This window comes from Saccharothrix saharensis (genome assembly GCF_006716745.1).
In the GTDB taxonomy this organism is placed as follows: domain Bacteria; phylum Actinomycetota; class Actinomycetes; order Mycobacteriales; family Pseudonocardiaceae; genus Actinosynnema; species Actinosynnema saharense.
Genome location: NZ_VFPP01000001.1, coordinates 748,191 through 768,537, shown reverse-complemented (window position 1 = coordinate 768,537; position 20,347 = coordinate 748,191). Strand labels below are relative to the sequence as shown.

Annotated in this window: 14 protein-coding genes; 11 read left to right on the top strand and 3 right to left on the bottom strand. The window is 73.6% G+C overall.

Annotated features, from left to right (window positions below; genetic code table 11):
• Positions 1-79 precede the first annotated feature (79 nt).
• Positions 80-3,193, bottom strand: coding sequence for a discoidin domain-containing protein (locus tag FHX81_RS02785; protein WP_141975060.1), 3,114 nt, complete (start codon positions 3,191-3,193; stop codon positions 80-82).
• On the bottom strand, positions 3,190-5,841 hold the full coding sequence (locus tag FHX81_RS02780; protein WP_141975059.1) for an NPCBM/NEW2 domain-containing protein: 2,652 nt from the start codon (positions 5,839-5,841) through the stop codon (positions 3,190-3,192). The genes FHX81_RS02785 and FHX81_RS02780 overlap by 4 nt, the downstream gene beginning before the upstream one ends.
• 210 nt (positions 5,842-6,051) lie before the next feature.
• On the opposite strand from FHX81_RS02780, the gene FHX81_RS02775 reads away from it, so the two are divergent.
• The 11 genes from FHX81_RS02775 to FHX81_RS02725 all read left to right on the top strand — a co-directional run bounded on the left by FHX81_RS02775 (position 6,052) and on the right by FHX81_RS02725 (position 19,336).
• Positions 6,052-7,218, top strand: a complete 1,167-nt coding sequence (locus FHX81_RS02775; protein WP_141975058.1) for an AI-2E family transporter — start codon at positions 6,052-6,054, stop codon at positions 7,216-7,218.
• Between the two features lie 167 nt (positions 7,219-7,385).
• Positions 7,386-7,859 (top strand): winged helix-turn-helix transcriptional regulator, encoded by a 474-nt coding sequence (locus tag FHX81_RS02770; RefSeq protein ID WP_141975057.1) that lies wholly within the window; start codon positions 7,386-7,388, stop codon positions 7,857-7,859.
• 193 nt (positions 7,860-8,052) lie between these two features.
• Complete coding sequence (locus FHX81_RS02765) at positions 8,053-10,332, top strand: helix-turn-helix domain-containing protein (RefSeq protein ID WP_141975056.1); 2,280 nt, start codon at positions 8,053-8,055, stop codon at positions 10,330-10,332.
• 113 nt (positions 10,333-10,445) lie between these two features.
• Positions 10,446-11,639 (top strand): hypothetical protein, encoded by a 1,194-nt coding sequence (locus FHX81_RS02760; protein ID WP_141975055.1) that lies wholly within the window; start codon positions 10,446-10,448, stop codon positions 11,637-11,639.
• A complete protein-coding gene (locus FHX81_RS02755; protein WP_141975054.1) occupies positions 11,636-11,983 on the top strand; it encodes a hypothetical protein in 348 nt (115 codons plus the stop codon). The genes FHX81_RS02760 and FHX81_RS02755 overlap by 4 nt, the downstream gene beginning before the upstream one ends.
• Positions 11,980-12,777 (top strand): ESX secretion-associated protein EspG, encoded by a 798-nt coding sequence (locus FHX81_RS02750; RefSeq protein ID WP_141975053.1) that lies wholly within the window; start codon positions 11,980-11,982, stop codon positions 12,775-12,777. The genes FHX81_RS02755 and FHX81_RS02750 overlap by 4 nt, the downstream gene beginning before the upstream one ends.
• A gap of 33 nt (positions 12,778-12,810) precedes the next feature.
• A complete protein-coding gene (locus FHX81_RS02745) occupies positions 12,811-14,007 on the top strand; it encodes a serine hydrolase domain-containing protein (RefSeq protein WP_141975052.1) in 1,197 nt (398 codons plus the stop codon).
• Positions 14,004-15,080: an alpha/beta hydrolase gene (locus FHX81_RS02740; RefSeq protein WP_141975051.1), complete on the top strand. Its 1,077-nt coding sequence runs from the start codon at positions 14,004-14,006 to the stop codon at positions 15,078-15,080. The genes FHX81_RS02745 and FHX81_RS02740 overlap by 4 nt, the downstream gene beginning before the upstream one ends.
• A gap of 330 nt (positions 15,081-15,410) precedes the next feature.
• Positions 15,411-15,584, top strand: a complete 174-nt coding sequence (locus FHX81_RS02735; protein ID WP_141975050.1) for a CsbD family protein — start codon at positions 15,411-15,413, stop codon at positions 15,582-15,584.
• A 463-nt stretch (positions 15,585-16,047) separates the two neighbouring features.
• Positions 16,048-16,362 carry a hypothetical protein gene (locus tag FHX81_RS02730; RefSeq protein WP_141975049.1) on the top strand — a complete coding sequence of 105 codons (315 nt, stop codon included), beginning with the start codon at positions 16,048-16,050 and terminating at the stop codon, positions 16,360-16,362.
• Positions 16,363-16,549: 187 nt separating this feature from the next.
• Entirely contained in the window at positions 16,550-19,336 is a 2,787-nt protein-coding gene (locus tag FHX81_RS02725; RefSeq protein WP_170231905.1) for a toll/interleukin-1 receptor domain-containing protein, read from the top strand.
• A gap of 356 nt (positions 19,337-19,692) precedes the next feature.
• Here FHX81_RS02725 and FHX81_RS02720 read toward each other — a convergent pair whose 3' ends face one another.
• Positions 19,693-20,310, bottom strand: a complete 618-nt coding sequence (locus FHX81_RS02720; RefSeq protein WP_141975047.1) for an alpha-ketoglutarate-dependent dioxygenase AlkB — start codon at positions 20,308-20,310, stop codon at positions 19,693-19,695.
• Positions 20,311-20,347 lie beyond the last annotated feature (37 nt).

Here is a 20,347-nt window from a genome sequence, read left to right as displayed (position 1 = left end):
CGAGTACGTGCCGCCCCGCTCGTGCTCGGGATTGCCCTGGTCCGCCGCGGATGTCGAAGTATCACTCACGTTCGTGAGCCTACGTCCCCGCACGGCCCGCGGCCTCCCGGCGAGCGGACCGGACCGCGAGCGCGGTGAGCGCGGCCTGGCCCGGACGCCAACCGGGTGTCGTCACGGCGACGTAGCGGGCCGTGACGTCCAGGTCCAGCCCGGCCTGACGACGCCGGGGCGCGGTGGTCGGCGGCCCGTAGGTCCGGCCGTCCGCGCTGGTGCTGATCGCGCACTCGGGGACCGGGCCGGCGGTCCACGTCAGGTCGACGCGTCCGATCCGCCGGTCCGCGCCGAGGTCGACCACCATCCGGCCCGCCGGTCCGGGCGTCCACGCGGTGCCCGGGTCGCCGTCCACGGCGGCGGACGGGGACGTCATGCCGGGCGGCAGGGGAGAGGTCGGGAACGTCGTGCGGCCCAGGGCCAGGTCGTCGAGCGGGTACGGGCGGGTGTGCGGCAGCGTCACGTCCCGCCGCACGCCGGGCGGCAGGGTGACCGGCACGCGGCGGCCGTCGGCGGCCACGAGGGTCAACCGGGCGACCCGCCCCGCACCGGTCAGGGTGACCTCCGCGCCGTGGCGCACGACTGCCGTCACGCCGACCGGCACGTCCCCTTCCAGCGTGAACCGGGGCGGTTCGACGCGCGCCGTCGCGGGTTCCATCCGCAGCTCGTGGTCCGTGCCGGTCGCCGTCACGACCTGGTGACCGGGGTAGAGCCGCAGCGCGCCACCGCCCTGGTGGACGGAGACGGTGCCGCTCACCGACGCGTCGGAGAGGTTGAACAGGCTGAGGAACCCGTCGGCGGCACTGGCGCGGACGGCGGGCGAGGTGCACGTCGGGGGCGTCGACGCGGCCGACCCCGGCAGGTCGGCCACACCGACGTACCCCTCGACCACCATGGCGGCGGCCGGCCCGTCGGACAGCACCACGGTGTCGCCGGACACCGTGATCGGGTTGGGCGAACCGTGCACGACGAACCCCGCGCGGCCGTCCACGTCGAGCCAACCGCCGGTGCTGCGCAGGTCCGGCCTGGGGTACTCGGCGGCGGTCGTCCACGTGACGCCGTCCGGTGACGTCTCGACCCGGTACGCCCGCCCGGCCGCCGCCTCCCAGTGCAGCTGGACCCGGTCGAACGTCCCCGGTCCGCCGAGGTCCACCGCCAACCAGCTGTCGGCCCGTCCCCGGTCCGCCCGCGACACCGCCCACCGGGTGGTGTGGCTGCCGTCGGTGGCCGACCCGGGCTCGCGGCCGGTGTCCCAGGACGACGCCGTCGTGGCCCGGCCTCGCGCCAGGTCCGGCCCGTCCGAGGCCCGCACCTCCAGCGTGAACAGCGAGTACCCGTAGGTCGGGTGGGGTGACACGCCGACCACGCGCACGTGCCGCGCCGTCACCGGACCGAACACCAGGTCGTCCACCCGCGCGACACCGGGAGGCAGCACGCGCGCGTCGGCGGACGCCACCGTGACCGCGCCTTCAGCCGCCGTGTACGTGCGCGAACCGTCGAGACCGGGCACGCCGGGCATGGTCAGGTTGTGCACGTCCACCCGACCCTCGCCCGCCGCCAACCCCGAGGTCGCGTACACGACGGTCCCGGTGGGCAGGGTGGCCGTGCCGACGTGACCGCCCGCGAACGACAGCAGGTTCGCCGTGCCGTCGAACCCGTCCCGAACCCCCTCGTACACCACGACCGAACGCCCCCGCACGGCCAGTGACGTCGACGGCACGAGCATCGGCGTGCCGCCGCTGACCACGAACAACCAGTCGTCGTGCCCCGGCTGCCAGGCGAACTTCGTGAACCCCGGCTTGGTCACCGTGCCCGCCCACGCGCGCGCCGACTGGTGCGCCACCAGGCCGGGCTCGCCGCCGTAGTCCGTGACGGTGGCGGCCGACGAGAAGAACTCCTCCTCCGACACCGGCTCCACCGCCGGCCCCGTGCGGCCGCGCCACTCGTGCAGCAGGTAGCTGATCGCGAGTTCGGCCCGCGCCTCCGGCTCGTACTTCGCCTCGCCGGAGAACTTCGCCAGCCGGTGCACCGGCGGGTAGGCCTGGTACGCGGCCAGGCGGGCGGCCAGCGCCGCCTCCGCACGCGCCGCCAGCCGATCGCCCAGCACCTGCGACCGGAACGCCAGCGGGATCACGTCCCGGCCGTAGAGGTGCTCCCGGTCGTCCACCATCGGCATCAGCGGCTCGCCGGCGTCGCTCATCGTGGCCAGGATCGTGCGCCACAGCCGGTCACCGTTGGGCTGCGCGGTCAGCACCTCCGGCAGCGGCACGCCGGCCAGCAGGAAGTGCACCGCGTTGCGGCCGGACGTGCGCCACAGCTCCTCCTGGTAGTGCGGCCCGTAGGAGCCGTGGTTCTCCACGATGAACGTGTCGTGGAGGTTCCTGGCGGTGTTCGCCGAGACCGGCACGCCGTCCACCAGCGCCGGGTTGGCCAGGTCGGCGGCGGGCAACCCGGCCTCGTTGCGGCTCCACCGGCCGAACGCCGCCCGCCACGCGTCCGCGTCCGGGTCGTCGGCCGCCCAGGCGAGCCCCGGCGCGAGCGCCTGCGCGTAGACCCCCATCTCCTCCAGCTTCGTGTCACCCCGGTGCCCGCCGGCCAGGCCGTTGGGCGTCCACCCGCCCGAACGCGGGTCGTTCGCCGTGCCGAGCGCGGCGGTGTAGGCGGCCTGGCCGCGGGCGATCGCGTCCACGGCGGTCCGCGTCGCCGCGTCGAGGTCGGCCCAGAGCAGGCGCGCGGCCAGCACGAAGTACGACTGGAACGTGGTGTCCCAGAACAGCGTCCGACCCCACTCCGCGCCGCCCGCCAGCACGTTGCTCGCGGCGAAGTGCCGGATCGTGTCGACGGTGTGCGCGTGCAGCACCGCCTTCGCCACGCCGGTGCCGGCCGCGTCGTAGTCGCCCCTGGTCAGCAGGACCGCGTTGCCGAGCACGACGGCGAACCCGAAGTCCGTCCGCCGGTACCGGCCCGCCGCCGGGTCGTACTGCTGCTCGGCCCACCGCGTGTGGCGCGACAGCACCTCGTAGTAGACGCGCGCCACCGGGTCCACCGCGGCCGAGGGTTCGGCGATGGCGAACCGGGGTGCGAGCGCCAGCGCGCCGCCGACACCCACGGCCCTCAGCAACTGGCGACGGTTGATCCTCATCCCCGATGCCCTTCCCACGCGCAGGCCAACCGGGCGTCGGCCCAGTCGGCGTGGTCGAAGTCGCGGCCGTCGCCGCCGTCGGTCACGCGGAGGCTGAGCATCCGCACGCCGGTGGTGTCCACCGCGACCGGCCGCGCCGGGTCGCCGCCGCGGACCACCCCGCTGTCGAACAGCGGCCGGTCGTCGCCGAAGACCTGGAACACCACCGACCCCGGTTCCGTCGTCTCGTCGTCCAGCCCGACCACTGCCGTGAACGCCCGGCAGCCGCCGCCGAGGTACACCGACAGCTCGGACGGCGCGTGCGCGCCCATGCCCTTCTCGTGCACGACACCGCCAACGGTCAGCGGGCCGCCGTCGCCACCGGCGTTCTCGCCGTTGGACCGGTCCCGCTCGACCGGCCCCCACCCGTTGCTCTCGCTCATGAACGGCAGGTCGCTCACGTGCGGGTCCCCGGTGGGCACGGGTGGCGGCACGAACGCCCGCACCGCCTGCTCCACGTGCACCCGGGCGTGCCCCGGCGCGCGGAACTCCGCGAACACCGGCACGTCCACCGCACCGACCGGGCTGTCGCCGCCCACCCGCGCCGTCCACCGGCCGGTGATCACCTCACCCGCCCGCACCGCGCGCCGCTCGACCGGCGCGCCGGTGATCGTCCAACCCCCCGGCGCGGTCGCGGTCAGCACGACGTCCTCCACGTCGGCCTCGGCCGTGAAGCTGCCGGTCACCTCGAACTCCGTGCCCGGCGCCGCGTCCACGACCCCCGGCGGCGTGACGGCGAGCGTCGTGGCGGGCACCGGCACCACCGGCCGGTCGCACGTCAGCACCCCGGGCAGGTACGGGCAGATCACCGCCGCGAACCCGCCGTCGCGCGGCACCGGGACCTCCAGCGTCGTCGACGACCGCGCGATCCGGCCGTCCCGCCGCACGTCAGCGCGCCCGACGCCGTCCCTGACCACCTCCACCAGCCACTGGCCACCGCCCAGGAACCCCAGCGACGCCCGCAGCGTGCGCGCGTCACCGGCCGCCACCGCGCCGACGAACCAGCGGTCACCGGACCGCCGCGCCACCACCGCGTGCTCGGACGGCTCGCCGCCCAGCACCCGGGTCTCGTCCCACACCGTCGGCACCTGGTTCAGGTAGCGCAACGCCTCCGGGAACCGCTCGTAGGCCTCCGGCTTGTCGGCGAAGTGCGTCCACCCCGACTCGTACAGCACCGGCAGCGCCACCTCGTGCGCGACCGACGCCTCCTTCGGCCCGACCTCCAGCGACACCGGCGTGTAGTCCATCGACCCGACCGCGTTGCGGGTGAAGAACTGCACCGGGTTGTTCGCCGCCGGCGGCGAGTTCTCGGCGCCGCGCACGGCCTCCATCGTCATCACGTGCGGCCACGTGCGAGCCAGGCCGTGCGGGATGGTCGAGCCGTGGAAGTTCACCATCAGGCGCAGCTCGGCGGTCTTCGCCAGCACCGCGTCGTACCACTGGTAGCGGGCCCGGGAGTCGGACTCCATGAAGTCCAGCTTCACGCCCCGCACACCCCACTGCCGCACCCCGGGCAGCACGGTGTCGCGTTCGGCCTGCGTGTCCAGCGCGGACCAGTGGAACCACAGCAGCACCTCGACACCCCGCGCGCGGGCGTACCGGACCAGCTCCGGCACCCAGGTGTCGCGCCACCCCTCGTCCACCAGCACGTACTCCCAGCCGTTGCGGGCGGCGAAGTCCACGTACTGCTTCTGGCGGGCCAAGTCGCCGGGGCTGGCGTGCTCGCTCAACCACGACCAGGCGACCTTGCCCGGCCGCACCCACGAGGGGTCGGCGACCTTCGACGGTGACGCGAGGTCGTCCACCAGGGTGGACTGGCCGACGGTCGCCAGGGAGCCGACGATCGCCGTGCGCCAGGGCGTGCGCACGACGTCGGTGACCTGCTCGTCGGCGAGCACGACCCGGTAGTCGGCCGACCCGGCGGCGTGCCGCAACCGGCTGCCCGCGTACCGGCCGTCCAATTCGGACTCCGTCAGCAGCGCGTAGTCCCCGCCCACCCGGAACAGCGAGGGGTGGCCGAAGTCTCCGTCCGCCGCACCGGCCGTCGTGCGCACCCGGTTCGCCTCGTACCAGGCGTTGTAGGGCAGCAACCAGGCCGGGGCGTCCGCGGGCAGCCGGTACGACGACGCCTCGCCGGTCACCGTGACGGGGTCCGGCACGACGTACCGGTAGGCCACGCCGTCGGGCGCGGCCCGCACGACGAGGTCCAGCCGCACGCCGCCCGCGCCCGCGAACGCGAGCGTGGTCTCGGTCATCCGGTTCTGCCGCACGAGCCGCTTGCCGGTGGTCGTCGCGTACCGCTCGGTCACCGGCCGGTCCGTGCGGCCGAGCGCACGCAGGCCCCGGGTCAGGTCGGCGCCGGTGGTGCGCAACCCGATCGGCGACGGCGCGAGGACCGTGCGGCCCTGCCGGGAGACGGCGAACGTCAAGCCGCCCGTGCCGGGGTCGAGCGCCACGTGCGCGGCCACGGCCGCCGTGCCCGGCGCGGTGATCACCCAGTCGCCGGGAGCCGCCGCGGCCCGCGGCACGGGCACGGGCACGAGGACGGAACCAAGGACGGCGAACACGGCCGCGAACCGGGCCGCAGTGCCGCCGCGAAGCGATGACATCGTTGTCAACTCCCACTGCCGGTCGCACCGGATGATGTTGTTCCGTCATCGTGGGCGGACGTCGGACGAGAGGTCAAGGTCGCGGACCGGACAGGTTCTGTCCTGGTGCGGGCCTTGACAACGGGCGGGGCGGCACGCCCGGCGCGCCCGGCTCTGGCAGGCTGCCGCACAGGCGCCGCGAGGCGCGACGCGGTGGAGGGGACGGAAGACGTGAGCGCTGAAGACCGCCGCCGGCCCGATCGCGGTCAGGCGATCGGGCACGGGGTGACCTGGCTGGCGCGGTGGAGCGCCCGGCTGGCGCTGGTCGCCATCGGCTTCTGGCTGCTGTGGACGCTGATCGGCAGGCTGTGGGTGGTGGTGATGCCCGTCCTGCTGGGCCTGCTGATCACCACCGTGCTGTGGCCGCCCGCCCGGTGGCTGCGCTCGCGCGGCGTGCCGGCCGCGCTGGCCTCGACGATCGTGCTGCTCGGCGGCCTGGTCGTGCTCGGCGGCGTGGTGGCGCTGATCTCGACGTCGATCGCGTCCGGTGTGCCCGAGATCGCCGACAGCGCGACCCGTGCCCTGCAACAGGCGCTGGACTGGGCGGCGGGCCCGCCGCTGAACATCCGCGAGGGGCAGCTCGACCAGTTGTTGCAGCAGGGCATCGACCAGTTGCGGTCCAGCGTCGGGTCGATCGCGAACAGCCTGCTCACCGGTGTGGGCACGGTGACCTCCGGTCTCGTCACCGGCATCGTCGCGCTGTTGCTGGCGTTCCTGTTCGTCAAGGACGGGCCGCGGTTCACGCCGTGGCTGCGTGGCGTGATCGGCGAGCGCGCCGGCGGGCACGTGACCGTCGTGCTGGAGCGGGTCTGGACGACGTTGGGCGACTTCATCCGCACGCAGGCGATCGTGAGCCTGGTGGACGCGGTGCTGATCGGCCTCGGCCTGGTGGTGCTGGGCGTGCCGCTGGCCGTGCCGCTGGCGGCGTTGACGTTCCTCGGCGGTTTCGTGCCGATCGTCGGCGCGTTCATCGCCGGCGCGCTGGCCGTGCTCGTGGCGCTGGTCAGCAACGGTCCGACGACAGCGCTGATCATGCTCGTGGTCGTGGTGGTGGTGCAGCAGGTGGAGGGCAACGTGCTCCAGCCGGTGCTCCAGTCGCGGAGCCTGCGCCTGCACGCCGCCGTCGTGCTGCTCGCCGTGACGGCGGGCAGCACGCTCTACGGCATCGCGGGCGCGTTCCTCGCCGTGCCGGTCGTCGCCGCGGTCGCGGTCGTGCTGCGGTACCTGGGCGAGGTCATCGACCGGCGCACCACGCCCGAGGGCGAGGTCCCGGACCGGCCGGACGACCCGGATCCCGTGCCGGACGCGCGACCGCCGGGCTCGGCGGACGGCGCCTGAGCGCCCGGCCGGCCGCGGCATCGGTAAGCCGCAGCCGGCACCGCGGCACGGGTGGAAGCGGCCCCGGCGCGGTGACGTCCCGGTTCCCGCCGCTCGGTGCGCCGGCGCGCCGGAATCCGCCCGTCACGGGGAACTTCCTTGCCGAAATGCCTGGTTATCATGCGCGGATGCTCCGACGCACGTACGACGGCCAGGTCTGCTCGATCGCGCGGGCGCTCGAGGTCGTCGGCGAGCGCTGGACGTTGTTGATCGTGCGGGACGCGTTGTCGGGCGTCACCCGGTTCGACGGGTTCCTGCACCGCATGCCCATCGCGCGCAACGTCCTCAGCGACCGCCTCAACGGCTTGGTCGAGCACGGCGTGCTGGAACGGGTGCGCTACCAGGACCGGCCGCCGCGCCACGAGTACCGGCTCACCGCCAGGGGACGTGAGCTCGCCCCGGTGGTGCTGGCGCTCATGGCGTGGGGTGACCGCCACCTGCCCGCGCCGACCGGTCCGCCGAGCGTGGCCGAGCACGAGGGCTGCGGCGGGACCGTCCACACGCGCCTGGTCTGCGACTGCTGCGAGCGGCCGGTCCCGCCCAACGCGGTGGTCAGGCGGTCGGGCGGCGTCGCCACACCGCCGGGACCGGCAGCAGGGTGAACCCGGCACCCGGTACCCGCTGGACACCTTGCCGCGGAAGGGATCCGCGCGATGGCGATCTCGCTCCGCGGCCGTCCGGTACCACCGGGTAACTTGAGGGGCCGGTCGTGGTGATCAGTGACGGCCGGCGTCGCCCGCGGGTGGGGTCGGTGTCCGGGAGCGCGCGTTCGACGCGCGACGCTGGGGGTTGGGTGTGACGAGCCGGTTCGGCGCTCTGCTGCGACGATGGCGGCAGCGGGCCGGGTTGAGCCAGGACGACCTGGCCGATCGCGCGGGGCTCGGTGTCCGCACCGTCCGCGGCCTGGAGACCGGCCGGCGCGGCAACCCGCAGGTGCGCACGGTGCGGCTGCTGGCCGACGCGCTGCGCCTGGACGGTGCCGAGCGCGCCGAGCTGTTCACCGCCGCGGGGCACGGGGAACCCGCCGGCCCGGACGAGGGTGAGCCGGTGCGGGTGGTCGGGCACGGCGGCGGCCACCGGCAGGCCTCACCCGGACCGGTGCTGGCCGCCGACCCGCTGGTCGAGGCCACCGACGCGCTCGCGTCCGCGGTGTACGCCCGCTGGCTGCGGGAGGAGGAGCAGCAGCAGGTGCACGACCCGGTGCCGCTGCCGGTGGGCTGGCGGCCCGCGCCCGAACCGCTGCGGGACAGCTGGGCCGACATCCGGCAGGCGCAGCCGGGCCAGACCGTGCGCCCGCTCGACCTGACCGGGCGGCTCGACCACATCGTGGAGGTCTACCGGCGGGTGCCGTCGTCGCGGCTGATCGTGCTCGGCCGGGCCGGGTCCGGCAAGACGATCCTGACCACCCGGTTCGTGCTCGACCTGCTGGCCACCCGCACACCCGCCGACCCGGTGCCGGTCATCTTCGGCCTCGGCTCGTGGAACCCGGTCCGCACCGAGCTGCGGGACTGGCTGGCCGACCAGCTCGTGCGCGACCACCCCGGCCTCGCCGCACCGGGCCCCGGCGGGTCGACCCTGGCCGCCGCGCTGGTCGACGCCCACCGCGTGCTGCCCGTGCTCGACGGGTTCGACGAGGTGGCGGGCGGCCTGCACCGGGCGGCGCTGGCCGCGTTGAACGCGACCACCCTGCCGCTGCTGCTGACCAGCCGGGTGGACGAGTACCGGGCGGCGGTCGCGGCCACCGGCGTGCTGCGGGCGGCCGGCGCGGTCGAACTGGTCGACCTGACCCCGGCCGACGTCGCCGACTACCTGCCCCGCACCACCGGCCACGCGAGCAACGCGTGGCAGCCGGTCCTGGACCACGCCCGGGAACACCCCGACGGCGCGCTCGCGGCCGTGCTCACCACCCCGCTGATGGTGGCCCTGGCACGCCGGATCTACAGCGACACACCCGGCCACGACCCGGCCGAGCTGGTCGACACCGAGCGGTTCCCGGACCGGGAATCCGTCGAACGGCATCTGCTCGGCGGTTTCGTGCCCGCGGTCTACCAGCATCGACCCGGCGTCCGGACCTACGACATCGACCACGTCCGGCGCTGGCTCGGCCACCTCGCCGACCACCTGAGCCGGCTCGGCACGCACGACCTGGCGTGGTGGCAGCTCGGTACCTCGATGCGCCGCCGCACCAGGGCGCTCGCGGTCACGCTCGTCGTCTTCACCGGCGTCTGGCTGGGTGACGTGGTGCTGGAGAGCGTGGTGCTGGGCGGGATGACCTGGTCGGTGGTCGGGCTCGGCGCCGTCATCGGCGCGCTCATCGGGGTGGCGTTCGGGCTGGTGCACGGGCACCTCGCCCGGGTCCAGCCGCTCGAACCGGTCCGGTTCCGGCTGCGGCTGCGGGCGGGAGCGGGATCGAAGTGGCCGCGGGTGCGGGTCAGGGCCCGCATGGGACTGCTGTTCGGCGCGCTGGTCGGCTGCTCCTACGGCGTGCTCATGATCCTGGCGAAATGGCTGGTGGGGGACATCCCCATCGGGCCGGCGATGATCGTCGTGGACGCGGGCGTGTTCGCCGTGGTGTTCGGGTCCGGCGCGGCGCTCGCCTTCGGGCTGATCGCCGCGGGGGAGTCACCGCAGGACATCCGGACCGCGGCGAGCCCGGCCGGCCTGCTAGCCGCCAACCGGAGGACCGTGCTCGCCCAGATGGGGCTGTTCGCGCCGTTGTTCGCGGTGTTCTTCTTCGTCATCACCTGGCTCATCGTCACCGCGCTGATGACGCTGCCCGGCGGTGGCCCGTTCGGCGTCGTGATCGCGTGGCCCGGCCTGGCGGGGGTGGTGCTGGGTCTCGTCGGCGGCTTCGGCGGCGGGTTCGGCTACCTGATCAGCATGACCGCGTGGGGTCAGTGGGTCGTGTTCGCCCGCTTCTGGCTCCCGTTGACCGGACGCGTGCCGTGGGCCGTCCACGCGTTCCTCGACGACGCCTACCGGCGGGGTGTGCTGCGCCGCGCGGGCGCGGTCTACCAGTTCCGCCACGCCCGCCTGCAAGATCACCTGTCCGAGGGGCACCGCGCTCGCCGCTGACCCGTTTTCGCAGGTCAACGGCACCGGCCATACATGGCCTCCGCACGGCCTGTCGATGGCCGCCTCCCTCCCGCGAGCATGGGCGACGTCGGCCGTGGGAGGGGGAACACCGGGTGTCTGGAGAGGAACCGGCGTCGACGGGCGCGGTCAACTGGGAGGCGTACAGCCACGAGGAGCTGTACCGCATGCTGTGGGAGGACGCGGACGTCGCGGACGTCGGCACCGTCGCCGCCGAATGGGCCGAGCACCGCGCCGCGCTGGACGCCCACGCGCGGGCGCTGAGGGACGAACGGGCCGCGCTGCTCGACGGGTGGCACGGCGCGGCGGCGCAGGAGGCGGCCGACCGGCTGGCGGCGCTGGCCGCGCGGGTGGACGGGCTCGCCGAGGTGGCGCACGCCGGCCAGGTGGCCGCCCAGGACGCCGCCGACGCGCTGGCCAGGGCCAGGGCCGTGATGCCGCCACCGCCGGGTCGACCCGCGGGTGATCAGGGGACCGCGGCGCAGTCCGCGTTCGGCTTCGCACCACCGCCCGTGACCCTGCCGAGCGCACCGCCCGCCCTGGCACCTCCGGCCGCCCCTCCGGTGACCGTGCCCGCGATGACGGCGTTCCCGATCGGGCAGGCCCTTCCGACGATGTCACCGTCGTCGTTCTCGTCCTCCTCCTCGATCCAGAACCACGGCTCGATGTCCACCCCGACCGGCACGTCCGGCATGGGCGCGGCGTTCGGCGCGGTCGGCGGCGCGGCGTTCAGCTTCTACTTCGGCGCGGCCGGCGTGGGCCAGCGGAAGGCGGAGGCCGTCCGCGCCATGCAGACCTACGAGTCGAGCCTGGCCGGCGGCGGCAAGCTGCTCGACGAGGCGAGGGACGCGGTCCCACCGTCCTCCCGGACGACGCCGCGCGCGGACGGACCGGCGGCCGGAGGGGTGCCGGCCGGCCCGTCCGCGGGAGGACGCGGCGGGGTGCCGTGGACCCGGCTCCTCGCCGGTGGCGGCTCGGGCGTCGGACCGGTCCCCGGTGGTTCCGCGCCGGCCACCGGGCACGGCGTGCCGCTCGCACCCGGACCACGAGCGGGCGTGCTGCCCGGCCCGGCCGGTGTGCTCGGCGTGCCGAATCCGGTGACTGCCGACGCACCCGTGCCCAAGGGGGCGGCGCAGGCCGCGATGGCGGCACCGGTCGGCGGCCGGGCCGACGGCCGGGACGACGAGCCGCACGAGAACCGCATGCCGACCGCCGACCACGGGGTGTTCGAGGTGGACGACTCCGGCAGCCCGGCGGTCATCGGCCTGGTGACGGGAGCGCAGCCGTGAACGCGAACCAGGGCTACCGCGTCGAACTCGACCTGATCGCGAACCGGATCACCGCGCTGACCAGGTTGGGCGACCTGACCGGCGACCTGGCGACGGCGGTGGGCCGGCTCGCCGAACGACAGCCGAAGCTGGGCACCGCGCCACCCGCCGTGGAGCTCGCGACGCGGCTGCGTGCCGCGGCGGGGGAGTCCGGCCTGGCCGGCGAGGTGAGCGCGGCGCGACGCGAGGTGGAGGAGTTCCGGCAGTGGGTGTCCGCCGCCGGGTCGTCCTACACCGAGGCGGACGCCGACGTCGGGACGTCCGTCCGCGCGGCGGGCGAGCGGCCGGACGGGTCGACGACGTGACCGCCGCGATCGAGCACGAAGCCGTCCTCGACCCCGTCGAACTGGACCTGCTCGCGACCCACGCCGGCGTCGCGTTCCCGTTCCCGATCCGGGTGCCGTCGTTCGGCCGGGTCACCCGCGAGCGGGACGACCTGCTCGCCGGCGCCGGGCACGCGCTGCGCGCCCGTGGCCTCGCCACCGCGACCGGGCCGGTGGGCGTCACGGCCGAGCTGGTCACCGCGCTGCGGGAGCACCGCGGCGCGGTCGACCTCGTGGTGATCGGCACGACCGGGGCCACCGGCGCCGTCGCCGTGGTCCACCAGGACCGGGCGGTGGTGTGCCGCCAGCCGCTGCACGGGGACCGGGGCGGCCAGGTGACGGTGACCGCGGTCCCGGCCACCCGGCTGGCCGGCGAGCTCGCGGCCCTGATCCCCGCGGTGCGTGCGGCGGCGACCCTGCCGATCACGTTGCCGCCCGGCGTGGTCGAGGGCGCGTTGCGGATCCTCGGCGACCCGGAGTGCGCGCCCGCCACCCCGGACCACTTGCGCGAGCTGGTCCGCGCGTGCGGCGGCGACGGGACCGCGGTCGACCGGCTCGTCGACCTGTTCCCGGCCGTGTCGGGCCGGGGGCAGCTCGGTGTCGTCCGCCGCGCCGACGGCCCCGCCACCCGGCCGCACGAGGTGTCGTGGCTGGACAGCGCGCGCGGCCGCGTCCGGGTGGACCGCGGTGACGGTGGCTGGACGAGCGTCAACCCGCTGCGGCACGACCACCTCGTCCGCCTGCTCCGCGAGAGCGCGGCGCTCGCCCGCGCCTGAAGACCACGAGTGGAACCAGGGAAGGGGAAGACCATGGATCCAACGCAGTCGCCGGACCACCGGGAACGCGCGGCGAGCGCGAGTCGGAGAGGTGCCCGCAGGGGTCGCACGACCGGCCGGACCCGTCGTCTGGTCACCGGTGTCGCCGGCGGAGTCGTCCTCGCCGTCGCGGTCGCGGTGACGACACCGGTCAGCGCCGTCGCCGCGGTCGACGACCACGCCGCCACCAAAGCGGTGCTCGACCGCTACCAGGCCCAGGCAGGACCCGGCGCGGCCGTCCACGCCGGTGACGACACCGGGTCGTGGACGCTGAGCAGCGGCACGGCGCAGATCAACCGGATCCGCCCGATCACCCCGACCCAGCACTTCCGCATCGGCAGCCAGACCAAGACGTTCACCGCCGCCGTGGTGCTCCAACTCGTCGACGAAGGCCGCGTCGCGCTCGACACGCCGATCGGCCGGTACCTGCCAGGGGTGTTCACCGGCAACTACGACGGCAACGTCATCACCGTTCGCCAACTCCTGCAACACACCAGCGGCATGGTCCGCGACGTCCGCGACGCCGCCGCCAACCCGGACGGCGGCTACTCGCTCGCCGAACTGGTCCGGTCCGCCATGGACGAACCCGCCCAGTTCGCCCCCGGCGCCGGCATGGCGTACTCCAACGTCGCCTTCCTGGTGCTCGGCCTGCTCGTCGAACGGCTCACCGGCGGCACCATCCGCGACCAGATCACCAGCCGGGTCATCACCCCGCTCGGGTTGACGAGCACCACGTTCCCCGCACCGGGGACGCGCGCCCTGGCCGACCCGTACCTGCCCGGTTACGTGGGCGGCAGGCTCGGCCCGTTCTTCTTCTGGACCGAGGGCACCACCAACACCGAGCTGACCTTCTGGAGCTCCGCCGGCGCGATGGCCTCCACGATGGTCGACATGGCGAAGTTCTACCGGGCCGTCCTCGACGGCCGGGTCATGTCACCGGCGGCGCTCGCCGAGATGCGCCGGACCATCGCGCCGGACCACTCGTACGGGCTCGGGCTGTCGCGGGTGGCGCTGCCGTGCGGCGGCGAGGCGTGGGGCCACAACGGCGCGCTGTCCAACGGGCACTACTCGATCACCCTGGTCACCGACGACGGCCGGTTCGCGGCGCTGGTGACCAACGGGAACGTCGTCGAGTCCCGGCTGTTGTCCATCGAGGTCCTGACCACGGCGTTGTGCGAGGAGGCGGCATGATCCGGCGACTGACCACCCTGACCCTCGCGGCCGCCCTCGGCGTGTCCGGCGCCGGCTTCGCCGCGTCAGCCGCTCCACCTTCGTCCGCCGCGCCGCCGGTGTTCGTCGACGGGCACGGGTTGACCGTGGTGAGCCAACCGGCATGGGTGGGCGCCAACGAGCGGACGTTCGTGTTCACCGTCCGCACCCCCCACGTGCCGGCGTATTCGGTGATGGAGGGCCAGGTTTCCGGCGACCACGTGATCATGGTGACCCTGCCGGAGGGCTACGCCGAGTCCACCGCCCGCTACCCCGTCCAGTACCACCTGCACGGCCACCCGGACCGGCCGAACACCGTCGCGAACCTGCGACTGTTCGAGGAGACCACGGCCGGCGTCCCGCTGATCACCGTCGCCCCCAACGGTTCGGGCCGCGGCTGGTACACCAACTGGGTCGACCCACCCGCCGCGCTGGGGCCGCAGAACTGGGAGACGTTCCACCTCGACCAGGTGATCCCGTTCGTCGACGCGAACCTGCGCACCGTTCCGCGACGGGACGGGCGGGCGATCTCCGGTCACTCGATGGGCGGATTCGGCGCGTTCCACTACGCCGAACACCGACCGGACCTCTTCGCCTACGTCGGAAGTTTCTCGGGCGGCCTCGACCTGCTCAGCCAGGAACAGCGGGCGGCGGTCGTCGCGACCACCCAGTTGGCGGGCAGCGGTACCCCGACGGTGCCGGTGGACGCCATCTTCGGCGTCCCGATCTGGCCGCTGGACGGGGTGTGGAACCGGGAGAGCCCGGCTCAGCACGTCGCGTCGCTGCGCGGGATGGGCGTGGCGATGTACACGGGGAACGGGGGTGATATGACCGTGAACCCGGTGCAGGCCATCGTCGAGAACCGGGCGTGGGCGACGAACGTCGTGACGCGGGATCACCTGATCGCGTCGGGCATCCCGCACACGTTCATCGACTATGGTGACGGCAGCGGGTGGGCCGAGGGGTGCACGGGCAAGCACGCCGAACTCCCGTGTCTGCTGGCCGACATGAACCACTTCGTCGACCTGCTGATGGCCACCCTGACCCACTCCTGAGCTGCGGTTCGGCTGGTCACTGCTTTCACCGTCGAGTGAACCTGCCGAACCACTCGAACAAAACACCGTTTCCGGAACCCTGAAACGTCGGAAGGGACAACAACGCCGCCACCGCCCACCCCCACTGCCGAGATCACCCCGGCCCGAACCTCGCTGGACCCGAACCGGACAGGGACCGCCCGCGACCGCGGAACCGGCCCGAACCGCGGGAGCCGGCCGGACCTTGGGAGCCGGCCGGAGCGGGACCGGGGGCGCGGGAGCACCGGAGCACCGGAGCACGGGACTTCGCGGAGGAGTTCAACGGCCGCCCCGAACGGGTACCCGGAGGACATGGGTATCGACGACAAGTTCGACGCCAAGGCCGACGAACTCAAGGGCAAGGCGAAGGAAGCGGCCGGTCGGGCGACCGACGACCCGGACCTGGAAGCCGAGGGCCGGGGCGAGCAGGTCAAGGGCAACCTGAAGCAGGCTGCCGAGAAGGTCAAGGACGCGTTCAAGCGCTGATCTACCTCGCACGTCGGCGGGTGTCGCGGACCGGAACCCCGGCCCGCGACACCCGCCGTCGTGCTGCGGTGGTCGGCCCCGGCCACCAGGGCGGACTGCCCCTCGACGGTTCCACCGCGTCCCGCAGGGAGTTCGTGGGATCTCGACCACCGTGATCGGCTCCGTGCCGCGTACCACGGCCATGCGCAGGACCACTGCGAAAACCAGGAGACGTCGTCGCGCTGAGCGGTCCCGTCGGTGGATGGAACGGTGCTCTGGCCGTCTACAACAGTGGCCGCATAACCGAACTGGACGCTGCCTCACGCGTCGAGTTGCCCCACGCGTCGAGTTGACGACCATTTTCACCGCGTATCAACCGACCTGGCGACAGGCTCGGCGCTCGTGACCTCCGGCCTGGTCACCGCCTGCATGGACGGCAACACTTCCTGGTCAAGGCCGCCGCGGATCTCGCCGTGCCTCCCAGGTGCGGCTGGAGGTCGACTTGGCGCGCATTCCACTGGCACCGACGGCGAAGATCGCAGGACGCACCCTTGGCATTGACGCGACCGCTCTGGCCGTGGGAGGGGTGGCCGGGGACGACCGCCTCCGGTTCGCAGATCGCGCGCGGCGCAGCCAGCGGCGAGCTACCCCCTGGAACCGACCCGACCGTGAGCACGGTCCGGTGGCGCTGCTCGGCTTCGTGCCGGTGCAGCGTGGCGACCCGGCGTCGATGAGCGACGGCATGAGTCGGGCAGCGGTGCCGGTGCTCAGCGAACCCGCTGGGCCCATGCGCGGTTGATCCGTTCAAGTCACCTCGGGATGGTTCCAGCCACCGCACGATGTCCGGTGTGAGCGCCTCGTGGGTGACTCCACCCCGGATGACGCGACCGGATGGGTCGTGATGCTGATGAACCGCTGCGGTGGTCGGAAGCGCTCTCCTACACTCGGCGGCTCGGTCAACCCCTCGACGCGGAGACGGGTACTCGGTGAGCGGGACGGACTTCGACAGCTTCATCTCTTACAGCCACAGCGGTGACCGCCCGGTCGCCAAGGCGCTCCAGCGGACACTGCAACGGCTGGGGCGGCGGTGGTACCGGCCATCGGCACTGCGCGTGTTCCGCGACGACACGACGCTCGCCGCCGCGCCGGACCTGTGGACCTCGATCGAACGCGCCCTGCGCCGGTCGCGGACCTTCGTGCTGCTCGCCTCACCCGAGGCGTCCGCGTCCCCCTGGGTGGGCAAGGAGGTGGCCCTGTGGCGCGAGGAACGTTCACGCGAGGACTTCTTCCTCGTCCTGACCGCCGGCGAACTCGTGTGGGACGACGAGGCGGGGGACTTCGACCACGAGCGGACCACCGCGCTGCCGGAGGCGGCGCGAGGGTGGTTCGACGCCGAACCGCTGTGGATCGACCTGCGCGGACATCGGGAGCGAGTGCAGCGCGCGCGGTTCCGCGACGCGGCGGCGGCGGTGGCGGCGGCGATCCACGGCGTGGCCAAGGACCGGTTGCTCAACGAGGACGTGCGGCAGCAGCGGCGGTTGGTCGGCGTGCTGTCCGCGCTGCTGGTCGTCGCGCTGATCGCGGGTGTCGTGGCCTTCTCGCAGCGTGATGCCGCGATCGGGCAGCGCGACCGCGCGGACGAGCAGGCGCGGATCGCGTTATCGCGCGCGTTGGCCGCCGAGTCCGATGTGCGAACGGCCACCGACCCCCAGCTCGCCGCGCAATTGGCCCTCGCGTCCCGTGCGGTCGCGGAAACGGCCGAGTCCGGTGGCGCGCTGCTGCGAAGGCTCGACGAGAACCGCCACGTCCTGGCCTACCCGCGGCGCGGCGGCGACCAGCCGAGCACCTTCATGCACGCATCCTCCGGCACGGCGTCCCGAGTCGCGATCACCGGTGACGGGTCGGTCGTGGCGTTCGCCCACGAGGGCGACCCGGAGGTGACGTTGTGGCACGTGCGGGAGCATCGGGAGGTGGGACGGCTGAGCACCGGCAAGCCGGCGCCCGAGCTCGGCCAGACCTGGAACGGCGTCTCGTTCGACCGCACCGGGTCGGTGCTCGTCGCCTCCGCCGGCACCGACCTCGTCGTCTGGGACACCGCCGACCGCGGGGTCGTGCGCACCATCCCGGGCGTCGGGGCGGTCGACGACTTCGAGCTCTCCCCTGATGGGAGGTGGATGGCGCACGTCGACTCGGAGTCGGACGTGGGGTTGCGGTTGCGGCGCGTCGACACGGGGGAGGAGGTGTCCGTGCCCAGGAGACCTGTGCCGCCGTCGATGCCGATGCTGGAGTTCGACCGCGACAGCACGCACTTGTACGTGTCGTTCCCCGACGGCATCCACGCTCTGCACCTGGGAACGGGCTCGTGGTCCAGTGCTCCGGTCGTGGTGTCGGAGCAGGGGCGCATGCATGCCGTGGCGCACGACGCGCGGCAGTTCTTCTTGGTCGCGGACGGCGTCGTGCAACGGTGGCACGAGACCGGGGCGAGGCTCGCTGACGTGCCGGTGGCCGGCATGACCCTGGGCACCGCGGTGGACGTGTCGGCTGACGGCCGGACCGTCGTGGCGACCGCGGGGAGGCGGCTCGTCGCGGTCGACACGGCGACCGGCCGCAGCACCGACCTCGTCACCCACCGCTCGGGCGCGGTGGACTTCGCGCTGTCCGGCACGGGTGACGTGGCCGTGTCGATCAGCATGGACGGCGACGTCGTGGTGTCCACACCGACCGTCGACCACCGGTCGCCGGCGAGCACCTCGAGCACGCGGAGGATCCTGTCGGCGGCCGTCGCGGCACGGGCACCGGTGGCGGCGTTCGGCGGGAAGGACGGGATCGACGTCGTGGAGCTGCCGAGCCTGAAGACGCGTCGGCAGTTGCAGACCGGTGTGTGGTGGAAAGAGCCACGGATGGCGCTCAGCCCGGACGGTCGGCGGCTCGCCGTCCTGGAGGAAGAATCCGTGCACGTCTTCGACGCCGACACCGGCGCCACCATCGCCCGGTGGCCAAGGGCCTGGCCGGGAGCGGTGCTGGACGGTGGAGTGGGTGTCGCGTTCGTGGGTGATGGCACGCGGTTGCTCTTCGACTCCGAAGGCGGTCCCGGCCTGCTGGACGTCGCGACCGGCGAGGTGGTGCAGGTCTTCCCGGTTCGGGAGTCCACCGGCGGCGGGTTCGTCACCACCCCCGACGGCCGCTTCCTCGCGCTTTCCCTCAGATCCGTCTCCCCGGAGGTTCGCGATGGCGGCTCGGTCGTCGAGATCTGGCGGTGGGACGGCAACCGCTACGTCGATCCGGTGCGCGTCTCCGAACCCGCCGTGGCTCGAGCTCTCGCGATCACCGAGGACGGGACCACTCTGGGGATCGCCGACATCGACGGGCGGGTCGTCCTGGTGGACCTGGCTCATCCGGAGCAACGCCGGTACCTCCAAGGCGAGGCCGCGTACAGCTCGATGACCTTCACCTCCGACGGCGAGACGGTGGTTCAGGCGGATTGCGGGTCCGGCGGCGTGATCTCCTGGAACGTCTCCGACGGTGTCAAGGGAGCGGCGTGGCACCGGGGACCTGCACCCGACCAGGCGACGTGCTCGGACATCACGCTGCTGCGACCGGTACCCGTCATCAACGGGATCCTGGGAACGGACGCAGAGGGCGGGATGACGCTCTGGCGGCTGGATGTCGCTGCTGCCGCGGACGTGCTGTGCTCCACCAACGGCGTTCTCGACGAGGTGAACAGGGCCCGCTACCTGCGCGATGTGATCGGTTCGGTGCCCTCCGACTGCTGAACGACGCACTGTCCGTGCCGGGCCGCCGCGCCACCGTCGACCGCCGGACGCCGCCTTCCTCGGTCACCTCGATCTCGGCGCCCGTGCCCGTCCGATGCGGTTCGCAGGCCAGGCGTGCCACGCTCCCGGCGCGTACCGGATGCACCTGCCGATCCCCCTGGCCGGCCCTGTCGGGGTTGCCGGTGCCGTGCGCGATCATGACCCTGTTCCGATCATCCGCGTGGCCGGCGTCTTCCGGCATCCGGTGACTCCGGCGACCGGCCCGGAACGCTCGGCACGGCGGCGCACCGTCCCGGAACGCCGTCGTCGTGTTCGGTTGCGGCGGTCAGGCGGCACAAGCACGAGGTTCCCGGTGGTCAGCGCACTCCGCGCGGGCGGAACTGGATGCTGATGCGCGGTCCGACCGCTTTGCCCGCTTTCGGCACGGCGTGCTCCCACGTCCGCTGGCACGACCCGCCCATGACGATCAGGTCGCCGTGCCCGAGCGCGTACCGGACGGTCGCCCCGCCGCCACGCGGGCGCAACGCCAAGGCGCGTGGCGTGCCCACCGAGACGATCGCCACCATCGTGTCCTCGGTCGAACCTCGCCCGATCGTGTCACCGTGCCAGGCCACGGAATCGCGGCCGTCGCGGTAGTAGCACAGCCCGGCGGTGCGGAACGGCTCGCCCAGTTCCTCGCCGTACCGGGCGCTCAGCTCGTCACGCGCCCGCGTCAGCACCGGATCGGGGAGCGGTGCGCGCTCGTCGTAGAAGCAGAGCAGGCGCGGTACGTCCACCACGCGCTCGTACATCTGCCTGCGCTCGGCGCGCCACGGCACCTCGTCGGCCAATCGGCGGAACAATGCGTCGGCACCGGTCAGCCAGCCGGGGAGCACGTCGATCCACGCGCCGTCACCCAGCACCGTCCGCCGCACGCCGGTCAGCGGGCGCAGCGCGGGCGCTTCGGCGCCGTCGTCGAACAGCGACACCTGCATGCGGTCAGCATAACCCGCGGGTCGAACACGCGTTCGA

Bases quoted from the DNA above. Each gene is read 5' to 3' on its own strand.
- FHX81_RS02785 (WP_141975060.1), bottom strand. From the start codon at position 3,193: ATGAGGATCAACCGTCGCCAGTTGCTGAGGGCCGTGGGTGTCGGCGGC.
- FHX81_RS02780 (WP_141975059.1), bottom strand. From the start codon at position 5,841: ATGTCATCGCTTCGCGGCGGCACTGCGGCCCGGTTCGCGGCCGTGTTC.
- FHX81_RS02770 (WP_141975057.1), top strand. From the start codon at position 7,386: ATGCTCCGACGCACGTACGACGGCCAGGTCTGCTCGATCGCGCGGGCG.
- FHX81_RS02745 (WP_141975052.1), top strand. From the start codon at position 12,811: ATGGATCCAACGCAGTCGCCGGACCACCGGGAACGCGCGGCGAGCGCG.
- FHX81_RS02740 (WP_141975051.1), top strand. From the start codon at position 14,004: ATGATCCGGCGACTGACCACCCTGACCCTCGCGGCCGCCCTCGGCGTG.
- FHX81_RS02735 (WP_141975050.1), top strand. From the start codon at position 15,411: ATGGGTATCGACGACAAGTTCGACGCCAAGGCCGACGAACTCAAGGGC.
- FHX81_RS02720 (WP_141975047.1), bottom strand. From the start codon at position 20,310: ATGCAGGTGTCGCTGTTCGACGACGGCGCCGAAGCGCCCGCGCTGCGC.